The sequence below is a fragment of the Thalassococcus sp. S3 genome (assembly GCF_004216475.1).
Lineage (GTDB): Bacteria > Pseudomonadota > Alphaproteobacteria > Rhodobacterales > Rhodobacteraceae.
Map to the genome: position 1 here is coordinate 1,669,895 of NZ_CP022303.1, position 18,797 is coordinate 1,688,691.

General features: G+C 59.8%; 14 protein-coding genes and 1 tRNA gene. 7 read left to right on the forward strand and 8 right to left on the reverse strand.

The window, feature by feature from the left end; all coding sequences use genetic code 11:
• Positions 1–2 precede the first annotated feature (2 nt).
• A complete protein-coding gene (locus tag CFI11_RS08295; protein ID WP_130409966.1) occupies positions 3–1,097 on the reverse strand; it encodes a polysaccharide biosynthesis/export family protein in 1,095 nt (364 codons plus the stop codon).
• A 135-nt stretch (positions 1,098–1,232) separates the two neighbouring features.
• Entirely contained in the window at positions 1,233–2,525 is a 1,293-nt protein-coding gene (locus CFI11_RS08300; protein WP_130404876.1) for a capsule biosynthesis protein, read from the reverse strand.
• 152 nt (positions 2,526–2,677) lie between these two features.
• On the opposite strand from CFI11_RS08300, the gene CFI11_RS08305 reads away from it, so the two are divergent.
• From CFI11_RS08305 to nusB, 5 genes are all read left to right on the forward strand, one after another.
• Positions 2,678–3,265: a riboflavin synthase gene (locus tag CFI11_RS08305; RefSeq protein WP_130404878.1), complete on the forward strand. Its 588-nt coding sequence runs from the start codon at positions 2,678–2,680 to the stop codon at positions 3,263–3,265.
• A 32-nt stretch (positions 3,266–3,297) separates the two neighbouring features.
• A complete protein-coding gene (locus CFI11_RS08310; RefSeq protein WP_254449049.1) occupies positions 3,298–3,834 on the forward strand; it encodes a hypothetical protein in 537 nt (178 codons plus the stop codon).
• 81 nt (positions 3,835–3,915) lie between these two features.
• Positions 3,916–5,040 (forward strand): 3,4-dihydroxy-2-butanone-4-phosphate synthase, encoded by a 1,125-nt coding sequence (ribB, locus tag CFI11_RS08315; protein WP_130404882.1) that lies wholly within the window; start codon positions 3,916–3,918, stop codon positions 5,038–5,040.
• Positions 5,040–5,588, forward strand: coding sequence for a 6,7-dimethyl-8-ribityllumazine synthase (locus tag CFI11_RS08320; protein WP_130404884.1), 549 nt, complete (start codon positions 5,040–5,042; stop codon positions 5,586–5,588). Before ribB ends, CFI11_RS08320 begins: the two co-directional genes overlap by 1 nt.
• On the forward strand, positions 5,585–6,067 hold the full coding sequence (gene nusB / locus CFI11_RS08325) for a transcription antitermination factor NusB (RefSeq protein ID WP_130404886.1): 483 nt from the start codon (positions 5,585–5,587) through the stop codon (positions 6,065–6,067). Before CFI11_RS08320 ends, nusB begins: the two co-directional genes overlap by 4 nt.
• 115 nt (positions 6,068–6,182) lie before the next feature.
• On the opposite strand, the gene CFI11_RS08330 is transcribed toward nusB, so the two are convergent.
• The 5 genes from CFI11_RS08330 to CFI11_RS08350 all read right to left on the reverse strand — a co-directional run bounded on the left by CFI11_RS08330 (position 6,183) and on the right by CFI11_RS08350 (position 12,175).
• Positions 6,183–6,257: transfer RNA gene (locus CFI11_RS08330), tRNA-Gly, on the reverse strand.
• Positions 6,258–6,351: 94 nt separating this feature from the next.
• On the reverse strand, positions 6,352–6,825 hold the full coding sequence (locus CFI11_RS08335; protein ID WP_130404888.1) for a YqhA family protein: 474 nt from the start codon (positions 6,823–6,825) through the stop codon (positions 6,352–6,354).
• A 161-nt stretch (positions 6,826–6,986) separates the two neighbouring features.
• On the reverse strand, positions 6,987–7,373 hold the full coding sequence (locus CFI11_RS08340) for an MAPEG family protein (RefSeq protein WP_130404890.1): 387 nt from the start codon (positions 7,371–7,373) through the stop codon (positions 6,987–6,989).
• On the reverse strand, positions 7,374–10,817 hold the full coding sequence (locus tag CFI11_RS08345) for a pyruvate carboxylase (RefSeq protein ID WP_130404892.1): 3,444 nt from the start codon (positions 10,815–10,817) through the stop codon (positions 7,374–7,376).
• Between the two features lie 152 nt (positions 10,818–10,969).
• Positions 10,970–12,175, reverse strand: a complete 1,206-nt coding sequence (locus tag CFI11_RS08350) for an alpha-hydroxy acid oxidase (RefSeq protein WP_174843490.1) — start codon at positions 12,173–12,175, stop codon at positions 10,970–10,972.
• Positions 12,176–12,453: 278 nt separating this feature from the next.
• On the opposite strand from CFI11_RS08350, the gene CFI11_RS08355 reads away from it, so the two are divergent.
• Both CFI11_RS08355 and CFI11_RS08360 read left to right on the forward strand, forming a co-directional pair.
• Positions 12,454–14,796 (forward strand): ATP-dependent helicase, encoded by a 2,343-nt coding sequence (locus tag CFI11_RS08355; protein WP_130404896.1) that lies wholly within the window; start codon positions 12,454–12,456, stop codon positions 14,794–14,796.
• 836 nt (positions 14,797–15,632) lie between these two features.
• Positions 15,633–17,207, forward strand: coding sequence for a hypothetical protein (locus tag CFI11_RS08360; RefSeq protein ID WP_130404898.1), 1,575 nt, complete (start codon positions 15,633–15,635; stop codon positions 17,205–17,207).
• 407 nt (positions 17,208–17,614) lie between these two features.
• Here the strand turns inward: CFI11_RS08360 and CFI11_RS08365 are convergent, their stop codons facing one another.
• Complete coding sequence (locus CFI11_RS08365) at positions 17,615–17,830, reverse strand: DUF1127 domain-containing protein (RefSeq protein ID WP_130404900.1); 216 nt, start codon at positions 17,828–17,830, stop codon at positions 17,615–17,617.
• Positions 17,831–18,797: the final 967 nt, after the last annotated feature.

Sequence of the window (18,797 nt, forward strand, 5' to 3'; positions counted from 1 at the left end):
GATCAGTCGCCCGCGATGGTAGAGAGCGATGCAACGGTGCCCAGCGATCCGGTCAGCGCGGAAATCGTTTTGTTCCATTGCGTGAACGGTGCCTCGGTCACGTAGAGCGTATCGCCATCGCGGATCACGAAGTCGCGGGCGTGAAAGAGGCCGTTGGGCTCTGTCAGATCAAGGACATAGACCATCCGCTGCGCCCCGATCAGATCCGTGCGTCCCAGGACCTGACCCGCCACTTCCGGCGCCTCGTTGCGAAGCACGAAAACGCCCGTCGGGTCCGCCGCGGTGGTGACAAGGCCACCAACCTGCGCGATGGCTTCCAGCGCCGAAAGGTTCTGGGTCTCGAAAGGCACACGCGATTGCGCGGCGGTTGCGCCCAGGGCGGTAAAGGCCCGGGTGTCTTCCTCGATCAGGATCCGGTCGCCGCCCCGCAAGGCGATATCAAGCTCGGGAAATTCGAACAGGTCTTCGAACCAGATCGTGCCCTGGTGTTGGCCCCGCAAAACGGTGATGCGGGCAATCTCGGGCTCGATGGCGATGCCGCCCGCATTGGCAAGCATGGCCGAAAGCGTGCGTGTTGGACGTTCGATGGGGAAGACACCTTGCCCGCCCGCGCCGATCAGTGTCACGGTCGCGCCATCGCCGGCCAGGCGGCGCACCTGGACCTGCGGGTCGGGCGTCTGATCTTCAAGCCGACCGGTGATCACCCTCCGCAGGGCTTCCGGCGTGTTACCCGACGCTTTGACCCGGCCCGCGTAGGGCACGAAGATAAAGCCCGCACTGTCGACCTGCACCTCTTCAAGGATGGTGGAGTTCGTGCCTTCGCCCGCCAAAAGACCGTCATCCACGTTTTCCCAGATCGTCAGACCCAGAGTATCGCCCGGTCGGATCGTGTCCGCGGTCAATTGCCCTGCGTTTTTGAAAGCATCGGTAAAGCCAAGCGCGGGTACGACAGCCGTCGCGCGGGTGACGCGGTCATTGACGGACACAACGAATGAATCCCCCTCTCGCTGTACCGAACCGGCGAAGATCTGGCGCTTGTTGGGGCCCGCATTGGGCAGCAGCGCGCAAGACGAAAGAACGGCAATCGCCGCAACCATAACGGTAGGCTTCACCCACCGGGTTCCAAAGGATGTCACTGCTCGGTCTCCTCGACCTATTGTTATTCTGCCTCAGGTTTTTTTCTTAACCTACCGGAATCCAGAATAAAAAGCTACCGCTAGGGGTTGTGTCGCCTATTTCACGACACGCAACTGTTGCCTTGGCGCCGCGGTTCCCGATTTCAGAGCGTCATAGGGATCTTCCGGAGAAAGCATCAGATCGACGACCTGCCGCAGCAATTGGCGTCGCGCGCGGGCGGAATAAAAGCCCCCGGCGATCTGGCTTGTCTCCAGCAAATAGCGCCGATAATCTTTGTAGGCCTTGTTGTCGGGCCGCGTGGCGCCTGCAAAGAATTGCGCGATGGGCTGGGTCGACACGAATTCCGGCTTGGCATAGACGGCCCGCCCGAAAACCTTAAGCGGAATGCCCCGCCAGAGAACCTGTTGCGCGGCGGTGGAATTGACCGTCACCGCGCTGCGCGCGTCATTGAGAAGCTGCGCCAGCTTGCCCCCCCGCACGAAATGGACCCGATCGTGAACCCCGTGCTGGCGTGCAAGACGTCTGAGTTCGCGGCGCAGCGGGACCCGACCGTTCTCCAGAGGATGCGCTTTGACGACGAGATGATGATGGCGCGGGGCACCGGCGACGAAGCCCTCCAGGATCTCTTCCAGAAACTCTGTCGTTGTCGAGAACGGGGAGTGCATCTGGAACGAGCTGTCATGCTCAAGCTGCAAAAGCGCGAGATGATATGGAAACCCTCCCAGACGGATCCGAAGTGTCGAGATGATCCGATCCAGCGAGATCAGGGGCATCAGCAACAGACGTTTGAGATAGAGCTGAAACTCCTTGGCTACGGTCAGGGACCTGTGCGGCTGAAAGTTCCTGTAAGCGCCGTTGGTGAACATCACGAACCAATGATAGAGCGCGCCATAAAAGATGTGCTGACGCATGTCGCCCCAATGCGCGGGCGGCAAAGGCGCCTCCATATCGGACATGGCCAAGGCGTCCTGCATGTCGGAAATGGACATGTCCATCAGGCGTGAATTGCCGTTGGATCCGTCCCGTTCATAAGTCACCCAATAGGGGCGCATATAGCCTTCTTCGAAGACGTGCACGGCGATCCCCCGTGCGCGCGCCTCCTTGATGGCTTCGGCGTGAACCGGACGGGTATCGCCGTAGAGGACGATATCGGTGACCTTGCGGGTGTCGACCAGCTTACGGAAGGTCGAGGGCCAATCGGCGACGGTGCCGAGATAGGGAATATAGCTGGGCGGATCGAACCAGAACGCGCGATCGCCGGAATTGAAGCCGACGCGCCAGACATCCGCCCCCGCAGCCCGGACCATGCGGCCCAGCCGGTGAAAGAACGGCCCGTGCGGACCCTGCAGAAACAGGAACACACGGGAGGTGTGCGGTGCCTTGTCCATGTCCAATCTCATGTGCCGCAATGGCATGAGCATTTCCCTAATGTTTGGATTGGGCGAAACTATGACGTTTCTATGACCCGCGACAAGGCTTCGGGGTTGTCATGGATATGTCGTCTCGTTACGTCACAGGCAAACCGAAGCTGGAGCTGCGTATGTTCACAGGCATCATCACCGATATCGGAACCGTGACGGAGACGGATCAACAAGGCGATCTGCGCGTCAGGATCAAGACGAGTTATGAGACCGCCAGCATCGATATCGGCGCGTCGATTGCCAGTGACGGTGTATGCCTGACGGTGGTGGCCTTGGGCGCGGACTGGTACGACGTTCAGATCAGTGCCGAGACGGTGGAGAAAACGAACCTGTCGACCTGGGTGCCGGGCAAGCGCGTGAACCTGGAGCGCGCGTTGAAGGTCGGGGACGAGCTGGGCGGTCACATCGTTTCGGGCCATGTGGACGGTGTGGCCGAGGTCGTGTCGGTAACGGACGAAGGCGACAGCACACGGGTTCAGCTGCGCGCGCCCGACGATCTTGCACGGTTCATCGCGCCGAAGGGATCGGTGGCGCTCAACGGGACGTCGCTCACGGTCAACGAGGTGCAGGGTGCCGTCTTCGGGATCAACTTTATCCCGCATACGAAAGAGGTGACGACCTGGGGTGATGTGGCGGTGGGGGACGCCGTGAATCTGGAGATCGACACGCTGGCGCGCTATGTCGCGCGCCTGAATGAGATGGCGTGATGGCGGGGATCGGACACAATCAGGGCCCGACTATGGAACCCGGACACTCCTGGCGGGCCTATCAGTGGCGCAAGGCGCAAAAGGCGCTGATGCCCAACACGATCCCGCTGACGATCGTGCGGATGCGGGTCCGCCGCGCGGCCGAGCTTGGCATGGACTACAAGGCATATGCGAAGGTGAGGCAGACGTCGGGTCGGGACATTCTTGCCTTGCTCTTTTCCTCGAACGCGCTGCGGATCATCGGGCAGGGTGCCCGAATGCCGGATGCCGAGCGTCGTGCCCTGGAAGCCGTGCAAAGGGCTGGTAAGCTGTCGCTGGTGTACAGACCGCTCACACCGGGCACGGTTCAGCAGGCAAATCCTGTTCTCGACGCGGTTGGCGCGGCACCGCGCTTCACCGACAGCTGGGCAGACATGCGCGCGCGGCTTGATGGCTTTATCCAGGGCCGCAAGCTGGCATCCGACCAGGTTCTCATAATAGGGGATACCGGTCTGGAAGCGGAATGGACGACAGCCGCCCGCGCCGGGGGATATCTGCCCGCAGATCGCTATTTCGCACACCAGACGTGACCAGACCGCCGTCAGGTTCGGCTGGCCAAACAGGTCGCGCCGCGATATCTGCCGAAGAATGATAGCAAAAGGGTGCCCGAGATGAGCTTTGAGACGCCAGGCCCGGTAGAGGCGAATTGGAAAGACGCCATCTCCAGCATCGAGGAAATCATCGACGATGCCCGAAACGGGCGCATGTTCATTCTGGTCGATCATGAGGATCGAGAGAATGAGGGAGATCTCGTCATTCCCGCCCAGATGGCCACGCCGGAGGCGGTGAATTTCATGGCGATGCATGGCCGGGGGCTGATCTGTCTCAGCCTGCCCGGAGAGCGTATTGATGCGCTGGGCCTGCATTTGATGTCGACAAATAATTCTTCGCGTCACGAAACGGCCTTCACGATTTCGATCGAGGCGCGCGAAGGCGTGAGCACGGGGATCTCGGCCCATGATCGCGCCCGCACCATCGCGGTTGCCATTGATGCGTCGAAGACAGCCGCCGATATCGCGACACCCGGCCACGTCTTCCCCCTGCGCGCCCGCGATGGAGGCGTGCTGGTTCGCGCGGGCCATACCGAGGCTGCCGTGGATGTCAGCCGTCTTGCCGGGCTGAACCCGTCTGGCGTGATCTGCGAGATCATGAACGAAGACGGCTCGATGGCGCGCCTGCCGGATCTGGTGAGCTTTGCCCAGAAACACGGTCTGAAGATCGGCACGATCAGTGATCTGATCGCCTATAGGCGCCGGCACGACAACCTTGTCCGCGTGCGCGAGCGTCAGAACATAACCAGTGAGTTCGGCGGCGACTGGGAAATGCGCATCTATACCGATGAAACCCAAGGGGCCGAGCACATCGCCCTGATCAAGGGCGACATCTCGGGAACCGAACCGGTGCTGGTGCGCATGCACGCGCTCGATCCCATGCTGGATGTGGTCGGGGCAGGCGGTCCGGGCCGTGCGCGCGAGTTCGGGGATGCGATGGAACTGATCGCCGGCGAGGGCCGCGGCGTGCTGGTGCTGCTGCGCGACTTGCATATGAAACTTGCAGCCGATCACGAGGGATCGCCGCAAAAGCTTCGCCAGTACGGTCTGGGCGCTCAGATCCTATCATCGCTTGGCCTGTCGAAATTGACGCTTCTGACGAATTCACCCATGCCCAACGTGGTGGGTCTGGATGCCTACGGGCTGGAAATCATGGGGACGCGCCCCATTGCCGAGGACACCTGATGGCTGGTCACGAACAACATTACGTCCTGCCGCGCCCGGAGTTTGACAAGCCGGTCAAGATGCTGATCGTCGTTGCCCCTTATTACCGGGACATCGCCGACAATCTGATCGCCGGGGCAAAGGCTGAAATCGAAGCTGTCGGCGGAACTTATGACATCGCCGAAGTGCCCGGTGCGCTTGAAGTGCCAACCGCCATCGGCATCGCCGACCGGCGCAGCAATTTCGATGGCTATGTCGCCCTGGGGTGCGTGATCCGTGGCGAGACCACGCATTACGAGACGGTGTGCAACGACAGCTCCCGCGCGATCCAGCTGATGGGCCTGCAGGGGCTTTGCATCGGCAATGGCATCCTGACGGTCGAAAACCGCGCGCAGGCCGAAGTGCGGGCCGATCCCGAAGACCAGAACAAGGGGGGCGGGGCCGCAGCGGCAGCCTTGCATCTGATCGCGCTCGCTCGTAAGTGGGGCGCTCAGCGTCAGGGGGTCGGCTTCAAGCCATCCGAGACGTTGAAATTTGCAGGCAAAGACGGCGGCTCCACAACGGCATGACGACGCAAGGCTCAAACCTTTCGGGCAACCAGAAACGCAAAATGAAATCCGCAGCACGGCTTTATGCCGTGCAGGCGCTTTTTCAGATGGAGCAATCCGGCCAAACGTCGGACGGTGTTGTGCGGGAGTTCCTCGACCACCGTTTTGGGGCAACCTATGATGGCGACGAGATGATGGATGGCGATATCGCGCTGTTCCGCCGTCTCGTCGAGAATGCGGTGAACTATCAGGCACCGATTGACCAGATGACAGATCGTGCGCTGGTGGCAAAATGGCCCATTGCGCGCATCGATCCCACGCTGCGCGGGCTTTTCCGGGCCGCCGGTGCGGAAATGACCCAAAGCACCACGCCGCCGAAGGTGGTTATCAGCGAATTCGTAGATATCGCGCGGGCCTTTTTCCCCGAGGGGCGCGAGCCGAAATTCGTCAATGCGGTCCTGGACCATATGGCGCGGGAAGCAAAGCCGGAAGCGTTCTAGACCGCTTCCGGTTCCTGTGTCCGGCAACACCGGTCAGATCACGATATCGAAGACCTTTTCGAAGCCGCCCGAAGCTGCCACTCAGGCAGCTTTTCGTTTGTCTGTCGTGAAATTTTGGAGCGGGCGATGAGATTCGAACTCACGACCCCAACCTTGGCAAGGTTGTGCTCTACCCCTGAGCTACGCCCGCATCCTTGGGTGAGGCGTGAAATACTGGCCTGCGCCGCGGTCTTCAAGTGGAAAATGCGCTTGGTCGGAAAAAAAGAGCACTTGGCCGCTCAGGCTCACTTTGCGTTGGTTTTTGTCGACAGAAAGTAGGTCAGGGCCGCAATCACAAGGGCGATCCCGGCACCGAGGCTGAGAAGATCCCGCTCTCCGTCCCAACTGACGACTTGACCCAGAAACAGCACGCCCAGCACAACGATCACGACGGCGATAAGCTTGTTCTTGAGATCGTCGAGGGTCTTGATCGTAAGCCAGGCGGGAACGTCCAGTTCATGGCTGATAAAGAGCTCATAGAGACCCAGAGCAACAATGTAGAAGACGGTGCCAAGCAGGAAAAGATCGACAATCTCGATAAACTCCAATGCGATGGCTTTCGCGCCCTTGCGCGAGACTTCCCCTGCCTCAATCGTCTGCCAGATCAGCTGAACCGTTTCGAGCGCGCCATAGATCAGGAGCGTCGTGCCCCCCAGAAGCGACCCCAAGACCGCCAAGATGATCAAGAACCGGCTTGCGCCAAGCATACGGCTAAGCATGACTGCTTCCTTTCTGTTCGCGTCACCATAGAGACCCCGAGCCGGCAACATGGTCAAGCGCTCCGCTCATAGGGAGCGCCGTTCCGGGTATGCGCCTTGCGGATCTCCCGCAGCAGGCTGAATCGTCCGATTTCCCAAACCGAAGACGCACCGGTCCCGAGCTAGACCAGACCGTGCGCGAAAAGCCCAAGGGCAAGTGTGAAAAGCGCGGCAAAGGTCAGGGTCATGCCCGCGACCCGGAAGGCACCCCATTGGGCAAAGGAAAGGGTAGAGATCGCATGGAACACCCGACCCGCGACGATAATGATACCCAGGATATGGAGGGCAAAAGCAGGCGCGCCCTGTATTTCGGCCAGAAGGAGCAGCAGCAAAAGTACCGGACCGTATTCGGCGCAGTTCCCATGCGCCCGTACACGTGCGGTCAGTTCGGCGTCGCCGCCGTCACCGAACTTGACCCGCTGACGGCGCCGCACCCGGATCACCCGGATGCTCAGCGTCAGAAAGAGCAGCCCGAGCAATCCGGCATAGAGGGATGTGACCGGCGCCATCTAGTCTTCCAGCTCAACCAGAAGATCCTTGGCGTCGATCTGCCCTCCGGGCTGGACATGAACGGCCTTGATCACCGCGTCGCGCTCGGCATGGAGGCCGGTTTCCATCTTCATGGCCTCGATGGTGAGAAGCAGATCGCCTTCCTTGACCTGAGCGCCGACCTTGGCCGCGACCGAGGCCACGACACCGGGCATCGGCGCGCCGACGTGATTGGCATTGCCTTCTTCGATCTTGGGCCGCTGCGCCGTCGTGGATTTGACAAGGCGGTTCGGTACACGGATCACGCGGGGCTGGCCGTTGAGTTCAAAGAACACGCGGACCTCCCCCTTCTCGTCGGTTTCTCCCATCGCTTGCATGCGGATTTCGAGGGTTTTGCCGGGGTCAATCTCGGCACTGATCTCTTCACCGGGCTGCATGCCATAAAAGAAGGTATTCGTGGGCAGCGTGCGAACGGGTCCGTAGATCCTGTGGCGGCCCATGTAATCCAGGAACACCTTGGGATACATGAGATAGCCGTTCAGGTCCTCGTCATCGACGGCTTTGCCCTCCATCTCGGCGCTGACCTGGGCGCGAACGGCCTCCAGATCCACGGGATCAAGATGTTTGCCGGGCCGTTCGAGGTTGGGCTCTTCGCCCTTGAGAATTTTCGACACGATGGCGGGCGGGAAGCCGCCCGGAGGCTGGCCCAGATTGCCGCGCATCATGTCGATGACGCTGTCGGGGAAGGAAACATCGGTCTTTGGATCCTCGACGTCATCCCGCGTGAGGCCTTGGGAGACCATCATCAGGGCCATGTCGCCGACCACCTTGGACGACGGCGTCACCTTCACGATATCGCCGAACATCTGGTTCACGTCGGCATACATCTGCGCGACCTCGTGCCAGCGCTCCTCGAGCCCCATGGACCGGGCCTGTGCCTTGAGGTTGGTAAACTGCCCGCCGGGCATCTCATGCAGATAGACCTCCGACGCGGGGGCCTGGAGACCTGTTTCAAAGGCGGCGTATTGCGCGCGGACGGCCTCCCAATAATCCGAGATCTCGCGAATGGCCTTGATGTCGAGACCGGTGTCGCGGTCGGTGTTGCGCAGGGCTTCGACGACAGTGCCGAGCGTTGCCTGCGAGGTGTTGCCCGAAAGCGCATCCATCGCGCAATCGACGGCGTCCACGCCGGCCTCGGAGGCGGCCAGGATCGTGGCGCAGGCCACGCCCGCTGTGTCGTGGGTATGGAAGTGGATGGGCAGGCCCACCTCTTCCTTGAGCGCGCGGACCAACTGGCGCGCGGCAGCGGGTTTCAGAAGGCCCGCCATGTCCTTGAGGCCCAGAACATGGGCGCCTGCGTCCCGCAGTTCCTGACCCATGGCGACATAGTATTTCAGGTCGTACTTGGCCCGGTTCGGGTCCAGGATGTCGCCGGTATAGCAGATCGTTCCTTCGCAGATCTTGTTGTTCTCGATCACCGCATCCATCGCGACGCGCATATTTTCGACCCAATTGAGGCTGTCGAAGACGCGGAAAACGTCGATCCCGGTGGCCGAGGCTTGCCGGACGAATTCCTGCACCACGTTGTCGGGGTAGTTCGTATAGCCCACACCGTTGGAGCCGCGCAGCAGCATCTGGGTCATCACGTTGGGCATGGCGGCGCGCAGATCGCGCAGGCGCTGCCACGGGCATTCCTGGAGGAAACGATAGGCTACGTCGAAGGTGGCACCGCCCCAGCACTCCATAGAGAAGAGCTGCGGCAGGTTGGCGGCATAGGTGGGGGCCACGCGGATCATGTCGATGGACCGCATGCGCGTGGCGAGCAAGGACTGGTGCCCGTCGCGCATGGTGGTGTCGGTGATGAGAAGCTGGCGCTGCGCCTTCATCCAGTCGGCGACCGCTTGCGGGCCTTTCTGCTCCAGCAGGTTGCGGGTGCCCATCAGCGGCTCGGCCTTTTTCGCGGGCGGGCGGGGGACCTTGATGTCGGCGGGCGGGCGTGGGCGATCCTTGGTCTCGGGGTGCCCGTTCACGGTGATGTCGGCGATATAGGTGAGCACCTTAGTGCCCCGGTCGCGCCGCTTGGCGAACTGGAAGAGGTCGGGCGTCTCGTCGATGAATTTGGTGGTGTATTCGTTACTGAGGAACGTGGGGTGTTTCAGCAGGTTTTCGACAAAGGCGATGTTGGTGGAGACGCCGCGGATGCGGAATTCGCGCAGGGCGCGGTCCATTCTTGCGATGGCCATGTCGGGGGTCGGCGCCTTGGCGGTGACCTTGGTCAGAAGCGAGTCGTAATACCGCGTGATCACGCCGCCGGTATAGGCGGTCCCACCGTCGAGCCGGATGCCCATGCCGGTCGCCTCGCGATAGGCGGTGATGCGGCCGTAATCGGGGATGAAGTTGTTCTGCGGATCCTCGGTTGTGATCCGGGTCTGGAGCGCGTGACCGTTCAGCTTTACATCGTCCTGCGTGGGCTTGCCGGTGGCCTCGGCGATGGTCTTGCCCTCCGCAATGAGGATCTGGGCCTGCACGATGTCGATGCCGGTCACTTCCTCGGTCACGGTGTGTTCGACCTGCACGCGGGGGTTGACCTCGATGAAGTAGAACTTGCCGTCATTCATATCCATCAGGAATTCGACGGTGCCGGCGCATTCGTAATTGACGTGTTTGCAGATCTTGTAGCCAAGCTCGCAGATCTCTGCCCGCTGGGCGTCGGTCAGGTATGGGGCCGGAGCGCGTTCGACGACCTTCTGGTTGCGCCGCTGGACGGAGCAGTCGCGCTCGAAGAGGTGATACATGCCGCCATGCTTGTCGCCGAGGATCTGCACCTCGACGTGCCGGGCACGGGTGATCATCTTTTCCAGATACCCTTCGCCGTTGCCAAAGGCGGCTTCGGCCTCGCGGCGGCCTTCGAGGACTTTTTCCTCGACCTCCGCCTCGCCCAGGATCGGGCGCATCCCGCGCCCGCCGCCGCCCCAGGACGCCTTGAGCATCAGGGGATAGCCGATTTCGCCGGCCTCTTTGCGGATGGCGTCCATATCATCGCCCAGCACGTCGGTGGCCGGAATGACGGGCACGCCCGCCTCGATCGCGACCTTACGGGCCGAGGCCTTGTCGCCCAAGGCGCGCATGGTTTCGGCCTTGGGACCGATGAAGGTGATGCCGTTGGCGGCACAGGCATCCACGAAATCGGGGTTTTCGGACAGCAGGCCATAGCCGGGATGGATTGCGTCCGCCCCGCTTTCCTTGGCCACGCGGATCATCTCGTCGATGGACAGGTACGCGGCCACGGGGCCGAGGCCCTCGCCGATCCTGTAGGCTTCGTCGGCCTTGAAGCGGTGCAGTCCCAGCTTGTCCTCTTCCGCGAAGACGGCGACCGTCTTCTTACCCATCTCGTTGGCGGCCCGCATGATGCGGATGGCGATCTCACCCCGGTTGGCAATGAGGATTTTGCGGAAGTCGGTCATGTGAAGCCTCTTGAATTGGCAGCAATGGCGCGTGTCTAGGCACTATTATACCCAGCGTAAACTCGTAGTTCTGGGTAGAAGTGGCATGATATCGCTAGCAGCCGGCGCGGCTGTTTCCAAAAGGCGCAGCCCTGCGGGCTGCATTCGATTTCTTATGGGCGCCCGGAAGCGGCTGTCGCGACAGGTACCGGAGCGGGGGGTGGTTTGCGCGGTGGGGCCTCGTCAAGCGGGATCGGATCGGGCAGATCCGAGAGCGTCGCTGCGCCGATCTGGCCCATATTGGCCATCAGGTCCTGGCTAAGCATGTCGATAAGATGCGCGGGCCCCTGATCTCCAAGGGCTGCGACGGCGAAATGCCAGGCGCGGCCCATCATCACGAAATCGGCGCCAAGGGCCAGCGCGCGCAGGATGTCGAGCCCACCTTCCACGCCGCTGTCGAAGACAAGGGGCAGGCGGGTTGCGGCGCGGATGGCCGGTAAAACCTCGATAGAAGCGGGCGCGGCGTCAAATTGCCGACCGGCATGGTTGGAGATCCAGATCGCATCAACGCCCGCCTGTTCCAGAGGCATGCAATCCTCGGCGCGCAGGACGCCCTTGACGATGAACGGTCCGGTCCAGTGGTCGCGCAGCCAGCGGACATAGTCCCAATCGGGCGAGGCGCGCAGCAGATAGCCGATATGCGCTGTGGGCGGCAGGTTCTTCTGTGCCCCGGTGATGTATTTGTCGAGGGTGCGCATATGCGGCATGCCTTGCCGTGCCATGCCAAGCGCCCAGGCGGGGCGCGTCGCGATCTGAGCCAGAAGGCGCGGTGTCAGGCGGGGCGGCTGGGTGAGGCCAGAGCGTGTCTGACGCTCGCGCCGGGAGGCAAGGGGGACATCGACGGTCAGAACAAGCGTCTTGAAACCGGCCTTGCGGGCGCGGCTCAGCAGATCCTTGCGGATCTCCGGGTCACGCGGCGGATACATTTGAAACCACGCCTCCTCGCCCAGATGAGGGGCGACATCTTCGGGGCTTTGGCTGGCCACCGTCGAGAGCGTATAGGGCAGGCTGGCGGTGGCGGCCGCACGGGCAAGGCGGCCTTCGGCATCGGGCCAGATCAGGCCCGACATCCCGATGGGCGAGATACCGAAGGGCAGGGGAAAATGCCGCTCCAGGAACTGCGTTGTCAGATCGAATGTCAGCTCGCCATGCAGGATAGAGGGCGCAAAACCGACCCGGTCAAGTGCGGCGCGGTTGCGGGCCTTGGTGGCCTCGTGGCCGGTGCCGCTGTCCAGGTATTCCCAGACGAACTTGGGAATACGGCGCCGCGCGCGATCCTTGAGGTCGGAGAGGCCGGGATATTTGGCGTTCAGGTCCATATGCGGCAATAGAAGAGGAAGTCACCGCAAAGTCCAGCATCACCAAACGCGTGTGCGTGTTTATCCGAGGGCAGCTTTGCCCTGCCGCATATGTCAAACGGGTGCCAGGCACCGTCCGTCACGACCCGCATGCTTTTTTACCGGTGCGGTTCAGATAGGGACGGGCGTTTCTTTCGGGCAGACGATGCCAGATCGTAACGTCAGCACTTTTCTGCAGTTGTGGAACATTTCAGGAACGTCCCTTTCTTTCGCCTCCAACCCGCGCTATCTTTGCTGTCATGAGCAGTTTCGACGATATGGACGCTTTTGAAAGCGCCTCTCTCTCCGCCCGCGCGATGGCGGCGCGCCCGTCCCCTTACCTGGACGGTCTGAACCCGGCACAACGCGAAGCGGTGGAGCAATTGTCCGGCCCGGTCCTGATGCTGGCCGGGGCCGGTACGGGCAAGACAAAGGCGTTGACGACCCGGATCGTGCATCTTTTGAACACGGGCTCGGCGCGCCCGAACGAAATTTTGGCGGTCACTTTCACCAACAAGGCCGCGCGGGAGATGAAAAACCGCGTGGGGGGGCTGCTGGGGCAGGCGATCGAGGGGATGCCCTGGCTGGGCACGTTCCATTCGATCTGCGTGAAGCTGTTGCGCCGCCATGCCGAACTGGTCGGCCTGAAATCGAACTTCACCATTCTGGACACCGACGACCAGCTGCGCCTGCTCAAGCAGCTCATAGTGGCGGCCAATATCGACGACAAGCGCTGGCCGGCGCGACAACTCTCGTCGATCATCGACGGATGGAAGAACCGCGCGCTGACGCCTGACAAGGTGCCCGCAGCCGATGCGGGCGCCTATAATCACAAGGGCGTGGCGCTTTATGCGGAGTACCAAAAGCGGCTGGCGGAGCTGAACGCAGTCGATTTCGGCGACCTGCTTTTGCATATGGTCACGATCTTTCAAACCCATGGTGATGTGCTGGAGCAGTATCAGCGCTGGTTCCGCTATATTCTCGTGGACGAATATCAGGACACCAACGTCGCCCAATATCTCTGGCTGCGGCTGCTGGCCTCGGGCCACCGCAATATCTGCTGTGTGGGGGACGACGATCAGTCGATCTATGGCTGGCGTGGGGCCGAAGTGGGCAACATCCTGCGGTTCGAGAAGGACTTTCCGGGCGCCCATGTCGTGCGTCTTGAGCAGAATTACCGCTCGACGCCGCATATACTCGCGGCGGCCTCCGGCGTAATTGCTGGGAATGAGAGTCGGCTGGGCAAGACGCTCTGGACCGACAAGAATGACGGCGAAAAGGTCCGTCTGATTGGGCATTGGGACGGTGAGGAGGAAGCGCGCTGGATCGGCGAGGAGATCGAGGCGATGCAGGGCGGCACGCGCGGCGTGCGGGCGATGACGCTGGACGAGACGGCCATTCTCGTGCGAGCGTCTCATCAGATGCGGGCCTTCGAGGATCGGTTTCTGACCATCGGCCTGCCTTACCGCGTGATCGGCGGCCCCCGCTTTTACGAGCGGATGGAGATCCGCGATGCGATGGCCTATTTCCGCGTGGTCACCAGCCCCGACGACGATCTTGCCTTCGAGCGGATCGTGAACACGCCCAAGCGTGGCCTAGGCGATAAGGCGCAACAAACCATCCAGATGACGGCGCGCAGCAATGGCGTATCTCTCGTCGACGGGGCGCGGCTGGCGGTTCAGTCCGGGTTGATCAAGGGCAAGGGCGGGACAGAGCTCGCCAAGCTGATTGAAGGGATCGGCAGGTGGGGCCACATGACCGGCGACAAAAGCCTGAGCCATGTGGAACTGGCAGAGATCGTCCTGGATGAAAGCGGGTACACCGCGATGTGGCAGAACGACAAGACACCAGAGGCGCCGGGGCGGCTGGAGAACCTCAAGGAACTGGTCAAGGCGCTGGAGGAATTCGAGAACCTGCAGGGTTTCTTGGAACATGTCAGTCTGATCATGGACAATGAAAACGAAGACGCCGGGGCTAAAGTGTCGATCATGACGCTGCATGCTGCCAAGGGTCTGGAATTTCCCGCCGTGTTCCTGCCGGGTTGGGAGGACGGGCTGTTCCCGTCCCAGCGCAGCATGGACGAAACCGGGCTCAAGGGGCTCGAGGAGGAGAGGCGTCTGGCCTATGTTGGCATCACCCGGGCCGAGGAGATCTGCACGATTTCCTTTGCAGCGAACCGGCGCGTCTTTGGCCAATGGCAATCCTCTCTGCCGTCGCGGTTCATTGATGAACTGCCCGAAGACAACGTCGATGTGCTGACACCGCCCGGTCTTTATGGCGGCGGGTACGGCGCCGTTGGCATGGGAACAGGGATCGAGACGCGGGCCGCCGAGGCAAATGTCTATAACTCTCCCGGATGGAAGCGCCTGCAGGCGCGGGCGGGTGAGCGGGGAATGTCTCAACCGAAGGAATCCCGAAACACCGTGATCGATCTAGATGCGGTTTCGGCTTTCACTATGGGCGAACGGGTCTTTCACCAGAAGTTCGGCTATGGTGCGGTGGTCGGTATCGAAGGCGACAAACTAGAGATCGATTTCGAAAAGGCCGGAATAAAGAAGGTGGTCGCCCGTTTTATCTCGGCCAGCGACGATATTCCCTTCTAGCGCGGTCGACCTGTCCATGCCTTATGGCGGCTCAGAAGGCTTCGGCTGTTCCTGACGCAGGGCCTTTGGGCTGACCCAGACGTATCGTGTTCGGTTTCAATGTCGGCATGCGCCTCTCTCCGCTGTGGGCCAGGCGGTCCCGGTTTGCCTTGATTTTGAAGGTGTCTCGGGTTCCGTTTCGGTCTTTTCACGAACAAACGATACACTTTTTGCGGGAAACACTTCTCTGCAAAATATCTGAAGTTGTTGGCCGTCAAGGCTTCAATAGAACAAATAATGAACATATATCAACGATGCGGGTGGTGAGAGTGATTTTAATCACCGACTCATTTCAGCTTAACGCTCTGTATTTTGAAGAAAAAATGTCGACTGATACTATTTGGTTCTAAAATATCGAAACCTTGCTTCAGGACACCGATCTGACCTACGCGCCAGGCACCCCAAGTTCTGTCACCGTAGGCAACTCAGTCCGACCGAAACTGGGCATCACTACACGATCCTTGATCAAAACGAGGTGGCGATGTGAAGACATCAGGAGCTTTTCCGGTTCAGCTTGCTGTTCAGAGGGTCGACGGAAAGTTCAATTTACATGCCTTTGGCTTGATCCTGGGCGATGGAAATGACGATTCAGACATCGTTCAGAGGGCGGTCTTGAAGACAGTTCATATCTACATGCCAGCCGGTCGGTACAACTGGCAAAAGGCTGTCGAGGTCCCGTCGAACACGACGATCGAGATGGACGCGGGTGTTCACATTTTTGTCGAGCAAAATGCAAAAGATAACATTTTTCGAAACATGAACGCTCTCGCCTTCGACGTGAAGGCCGAGCCCTGCCGTTGGAGGTTACGGGGGACACGACCTATACGTCTCAGAGCGTGGTCGTCGGTGATTTCGTGCAACTGGGGTATCTTTACTACGAGGTCATCAAGGCCAGCGATACCCGGAGTCCGCTGGTCAATCAGAACAATGTACGCTTCGTGCCGGCCCAGGACACAAATATCCACATCTTCGGCAATGGTGAAACAACGGTGCTGGATGGCAACGGGCGCAACAACCGCGACGTCCAGAACGATGTCGAACCGTGGCGCAGTCACGGCATCTTGCTCTGCGGTGTGACCCGGTCGAGCATTCGCGATCTGACCATCAAGGATTCCGCGATGTACGGTATCAGCCTGGAAAATGGCTGCTGTTACATGAAGCTGCATGATATTCACTTCGATCAACCCGGATGGAGTTTTGGCGAAGGCATACCCAATCAGGATGGCATCGACCTGCGGTTTGGGTGTTATCACGTCAGCATTCGGGGGATCACAGGATGGACGGGTGACTACGTCATCGCGCTAACAGCGCTTCATCCGATCAATGTCGAGAACTATGGCTACGTCTCACGACCCGTGCAGCTGAATCAACGTTACGATTTCCATGGCGCGCATATTCGCTTTGTGACGATCAGTGACATCAAGGCGATCCCGCGTGGGTCACATCATACGATCCGGCTTTTGACGTCGGATGACCGGGAGATCTCGGATGTCACGATCCGGGACGTGCACGATAGCACAACCGCGCGGGAGGTTCTGGGCAACGAATATGGTGTAGACAGGGCCGAGGCTGTCATTTTGATCGGTGACAAGAAATACGGTCGCGATCCGTCACCAACTGCGCGAAGCATATCGAACGTTCGTATCAGCAATGTCAGCGGATTGGCGCGGCATATTATACAGTTCAAATGGTCAGCCAGCCGTATTTTCATCGACGGGATCAGCACGGCCTATCTGGCTGAGTATGGTCCGGTGGCGGATGGCACGCCAAAATCGCTTCTTCAGAACCTGATCACGTTCATGGATGGCACCCATCCGACTGAAACCTGTGTTGTCCAAGATCTGATTCTGGACGGCGCTCAGACGGGGAATGATGTTCCGTTGGATCAATCGGGTGCGCCATCCTGGAAGGATGTCGGAAGTGTTGTCGAGATCCGCAAAAATGTGGAGGTGCGGCGTGCGGCGTTCAACAACGTCCAGGTCTTTGCTGCGCAGCAATTGCTTTACATGTTCGACGACGCAAAAGCCGACAAAATCGCGTTCACCGGTTGGAATGGGTATCAGATTGGCCTGATGGGCTTCCGCGTGAAGGCCGGGTCCAGACATCTCGAGAGCTCGGGTGCTGTCCGGTCCTTCTTCTCAAGACGTAACTTTTACCTGGACCATCCGGCCGAAAACAATTGCTTCTATTCGACAAGCCAGTTCATGACGTTTGACCGAACCTGTCCCGAGGTGACAGTGAACGACATTGTGCCGACCCCTGTTCTGGGCAGCGAATTGACCTTTGATGTCGGAGCCCTGGGTAGCAATACACAGAAGGTTCTGGCACGTGGAAACGGGTCGGGCTGGGATGTGATCAGAACACTGAACTGACCTTCTCCATTTCTGGGATCTGGCGCGCCCCGTCTCGCGGGGCGTGCCCTTTTTCGTTTTGACCTTCGAGTGGAGGATTGCTGGAGCGCACCTGTCCGATAGGGCGAGACCTGAGGCTTTTGACCAAATGACAAAACATGGCGCGTCGAAATCTTAGATTTCAGACGACGTTCCGCCTCTCGGGTCCTTCACGCAATATCCTAAAGACGAGAAACGGCGACGCCAGGGAGGAGGAGAGGCGCCGCCGTTCTCTTGCAACACTCAGGGTCAGGGAGGAGGAGAGACCCGAGTGTATGTCTGCCCGGTCTTCCGGGCGGTATAAAAGTGCGGCGACATCAGGGAGGAGGAGAGATGCCGCCGCTAAAGACAGACCCTAGGGAGGAGGAAAGGGCCTGATCCGTATTTCGTTACCGCTCGTACGCGGCTTGCCATGCAACGCGCTTGAGCATTGATCGGTTCAGACCCAGATCGGCCAGGTCCCGATTGCTCAGCGACGAAAGCTCATTCAGTGTTTCGCGATACAATTTGCGACGCAAAAACAAAGAACGAACGTGGTCCAGCCAGTGAGATAGCCGCGTTGTCGGCTTGCCGAACCCTGCGGAGATGCCCAATGCCCGTGCCATCACGTCGTTCCTGTTTATAACTGTTTCGCTGCTCTGTTGCCATCAAAGATAGTGAAATGCTGCGGATGCACAATACACACCAAGGCAATGCTGCCATGCAGCAAGCGCATGGGGTTGTTGCATAATTTTTAGACATACCGTTTTCAGACTGCCGTCTGGCACAACAATCGCCGGTCTCGTCTCTCTCTTGTGCCGTGGAAAAGGGCAGTGTGACCCACAGATGGGCGTTAGCGAAAACAACGCCATTCTATCGCCGCGTTCAGCTTGTCGCCGTCCCATCGAAAAATTGCGACCGGCGCACCCGCAGATCGGCCTTAATTCTTGCGCAATAGAATCACCAAAGCCAATTTTTGATCGGTTCGTTGTGCGTTGGCTTCGACATATAAGCCTGCCTTCTGCCTTCTGCCTTCGCGCGTTTGCGGGCGTGAGGAAGTGCCGACCTTCGCACGGGAAAGCATGGGATCCGGTCGTCTGTGGCGCCTTTGCTGCACCGGCATGGGAATTTATGGGGCAAGCTGCGGTTCATAGATGGTCAGCCTGGCGCTTATCCTCGAATCGACAGGGATTCTGCTTGAAAGCTGCGCTCTTCCGTTAAAGACGGGGCGGGGTGAAACAAGAACATCGATCATCTTGCGAGATCTATCCGTAAAATTATGGGAAATCATGGTCGCAAGATGCCGCTGATGAAGACATAGCACATTTGGTGTTCGAGTGATAATCGTGACCCAGATGTGCTAAAACATACTCCTGAAGGCCCAAAAATCTCCCGGTTTGAGCTTCCTGGAAACCTGCCAGACAACGCCAGTCCCACAAAAAGATATTGATTTCCATGAATTCCCATGGCATCCCTTTGCCATCGGATGAAGACGAGGCACACGGGACATCAAACGATCCCAACCAAGACCAAAAACAAAACGGTTTCATACAGGCACTTCGCTTTCATCAGACCAAGAGATCCGGCGCGCGA

Excerpts from the sequence above, each read along its gene's own strand:
- CFI11_RS08335 (WP_130404888.1), bottom strand. The coding sequence starts at position 6,825 with ATGCTTAGCCGTATGCTTGGCGCAAGCCGGTTCTTGATCATCTTGGCG.
- CFI11_RS08345 (WP_130404892.1), bottom strand. The coding sequence starts at position 10,817 with ATGACCGACTTCCGCAAAATCCTCATTGCCAACCGGGGTGAGATCGCC.
- CFI11_RS08295 (WP_130409966.1), bottom strand. The coding sequence starts at position 1,097 with ATGGTTGCGGCGATTGCCGTTCTTTCGTCTTGCGCGCTGCTGCCCAAT.
- CFI11_RS08350 (WP_174843490.1), bottom strand. The coding sequence starts at position 12,175 with ATGGACCTGAACGCCAAATATCCCGGCCTCTCCGACCTCAAGGATCGC.
- CFI11_RS08320 (WP_130404884.1), top strand. The coding sequence starts at position 5,040 with ATGGCTGGTCACGAACAACATTACGTCCTGCCGCGCCCGGAGTTTGAC.
- CFI11_RS08340 (WP_130404890.1), bottom strand. The coding sequence starts at position 7,373 with ATGGCGCCGGTCACATCCCTCTATGCCGGATTGCTCGGGCTGCTCTTT.
- CFI11_RS08310 (WP_254449049.1), top strand. The coding sequence starts at position 3,298 with ATGGAACCCGGACACTCCTGGCGGGCCTATCAGTGGCGCAAGGCGCAA.
- CFI11_RS08355 (WP_130404896.1), top strand. The coding sequence starts at position 12,454 with ATGAGCAGTTTCGACGATATGGACGCTTTTGAAAGCGCCTCTCTCTCC.
- ribB (WP_130404882.1), top strand. The coding sequence starts at position 3,916 with ATGAGCTTTGAGACGCCAGGCCCGGTAGAGGCGAATTGGAAAGACGCC.
- CFI11_RS08365 (WP_130404900.1), bottom strand. The coding sequence starts at position 17,830 with ATGGCACGGGCATTGGGCATCTCCGCAGGGTTCGGCAAGCCGACAACG.
- nusB (WP_130404886.1), top strand. The coding sequence starts at position 5,585 with ATGACGACGCAAGGCTCAAACCTTTCGGGCAACCAGAAACGCAAAATG.
- CFI11_RS08305 (WP_130404878.1), top strand. The coding sequence starts at position 2,678 with ATGTTCACAGGCATCATCACCGATATCGGAACCGTGACGGAGACGGAT.
- CFI11_RS08300 (WP_130404876.1), bottom strand. The coding sequence starts at position 2,525 with ATGGACAAGGCACCGCACACCTCCCGTGTGTTCCTGTTTCTGCAGGGT.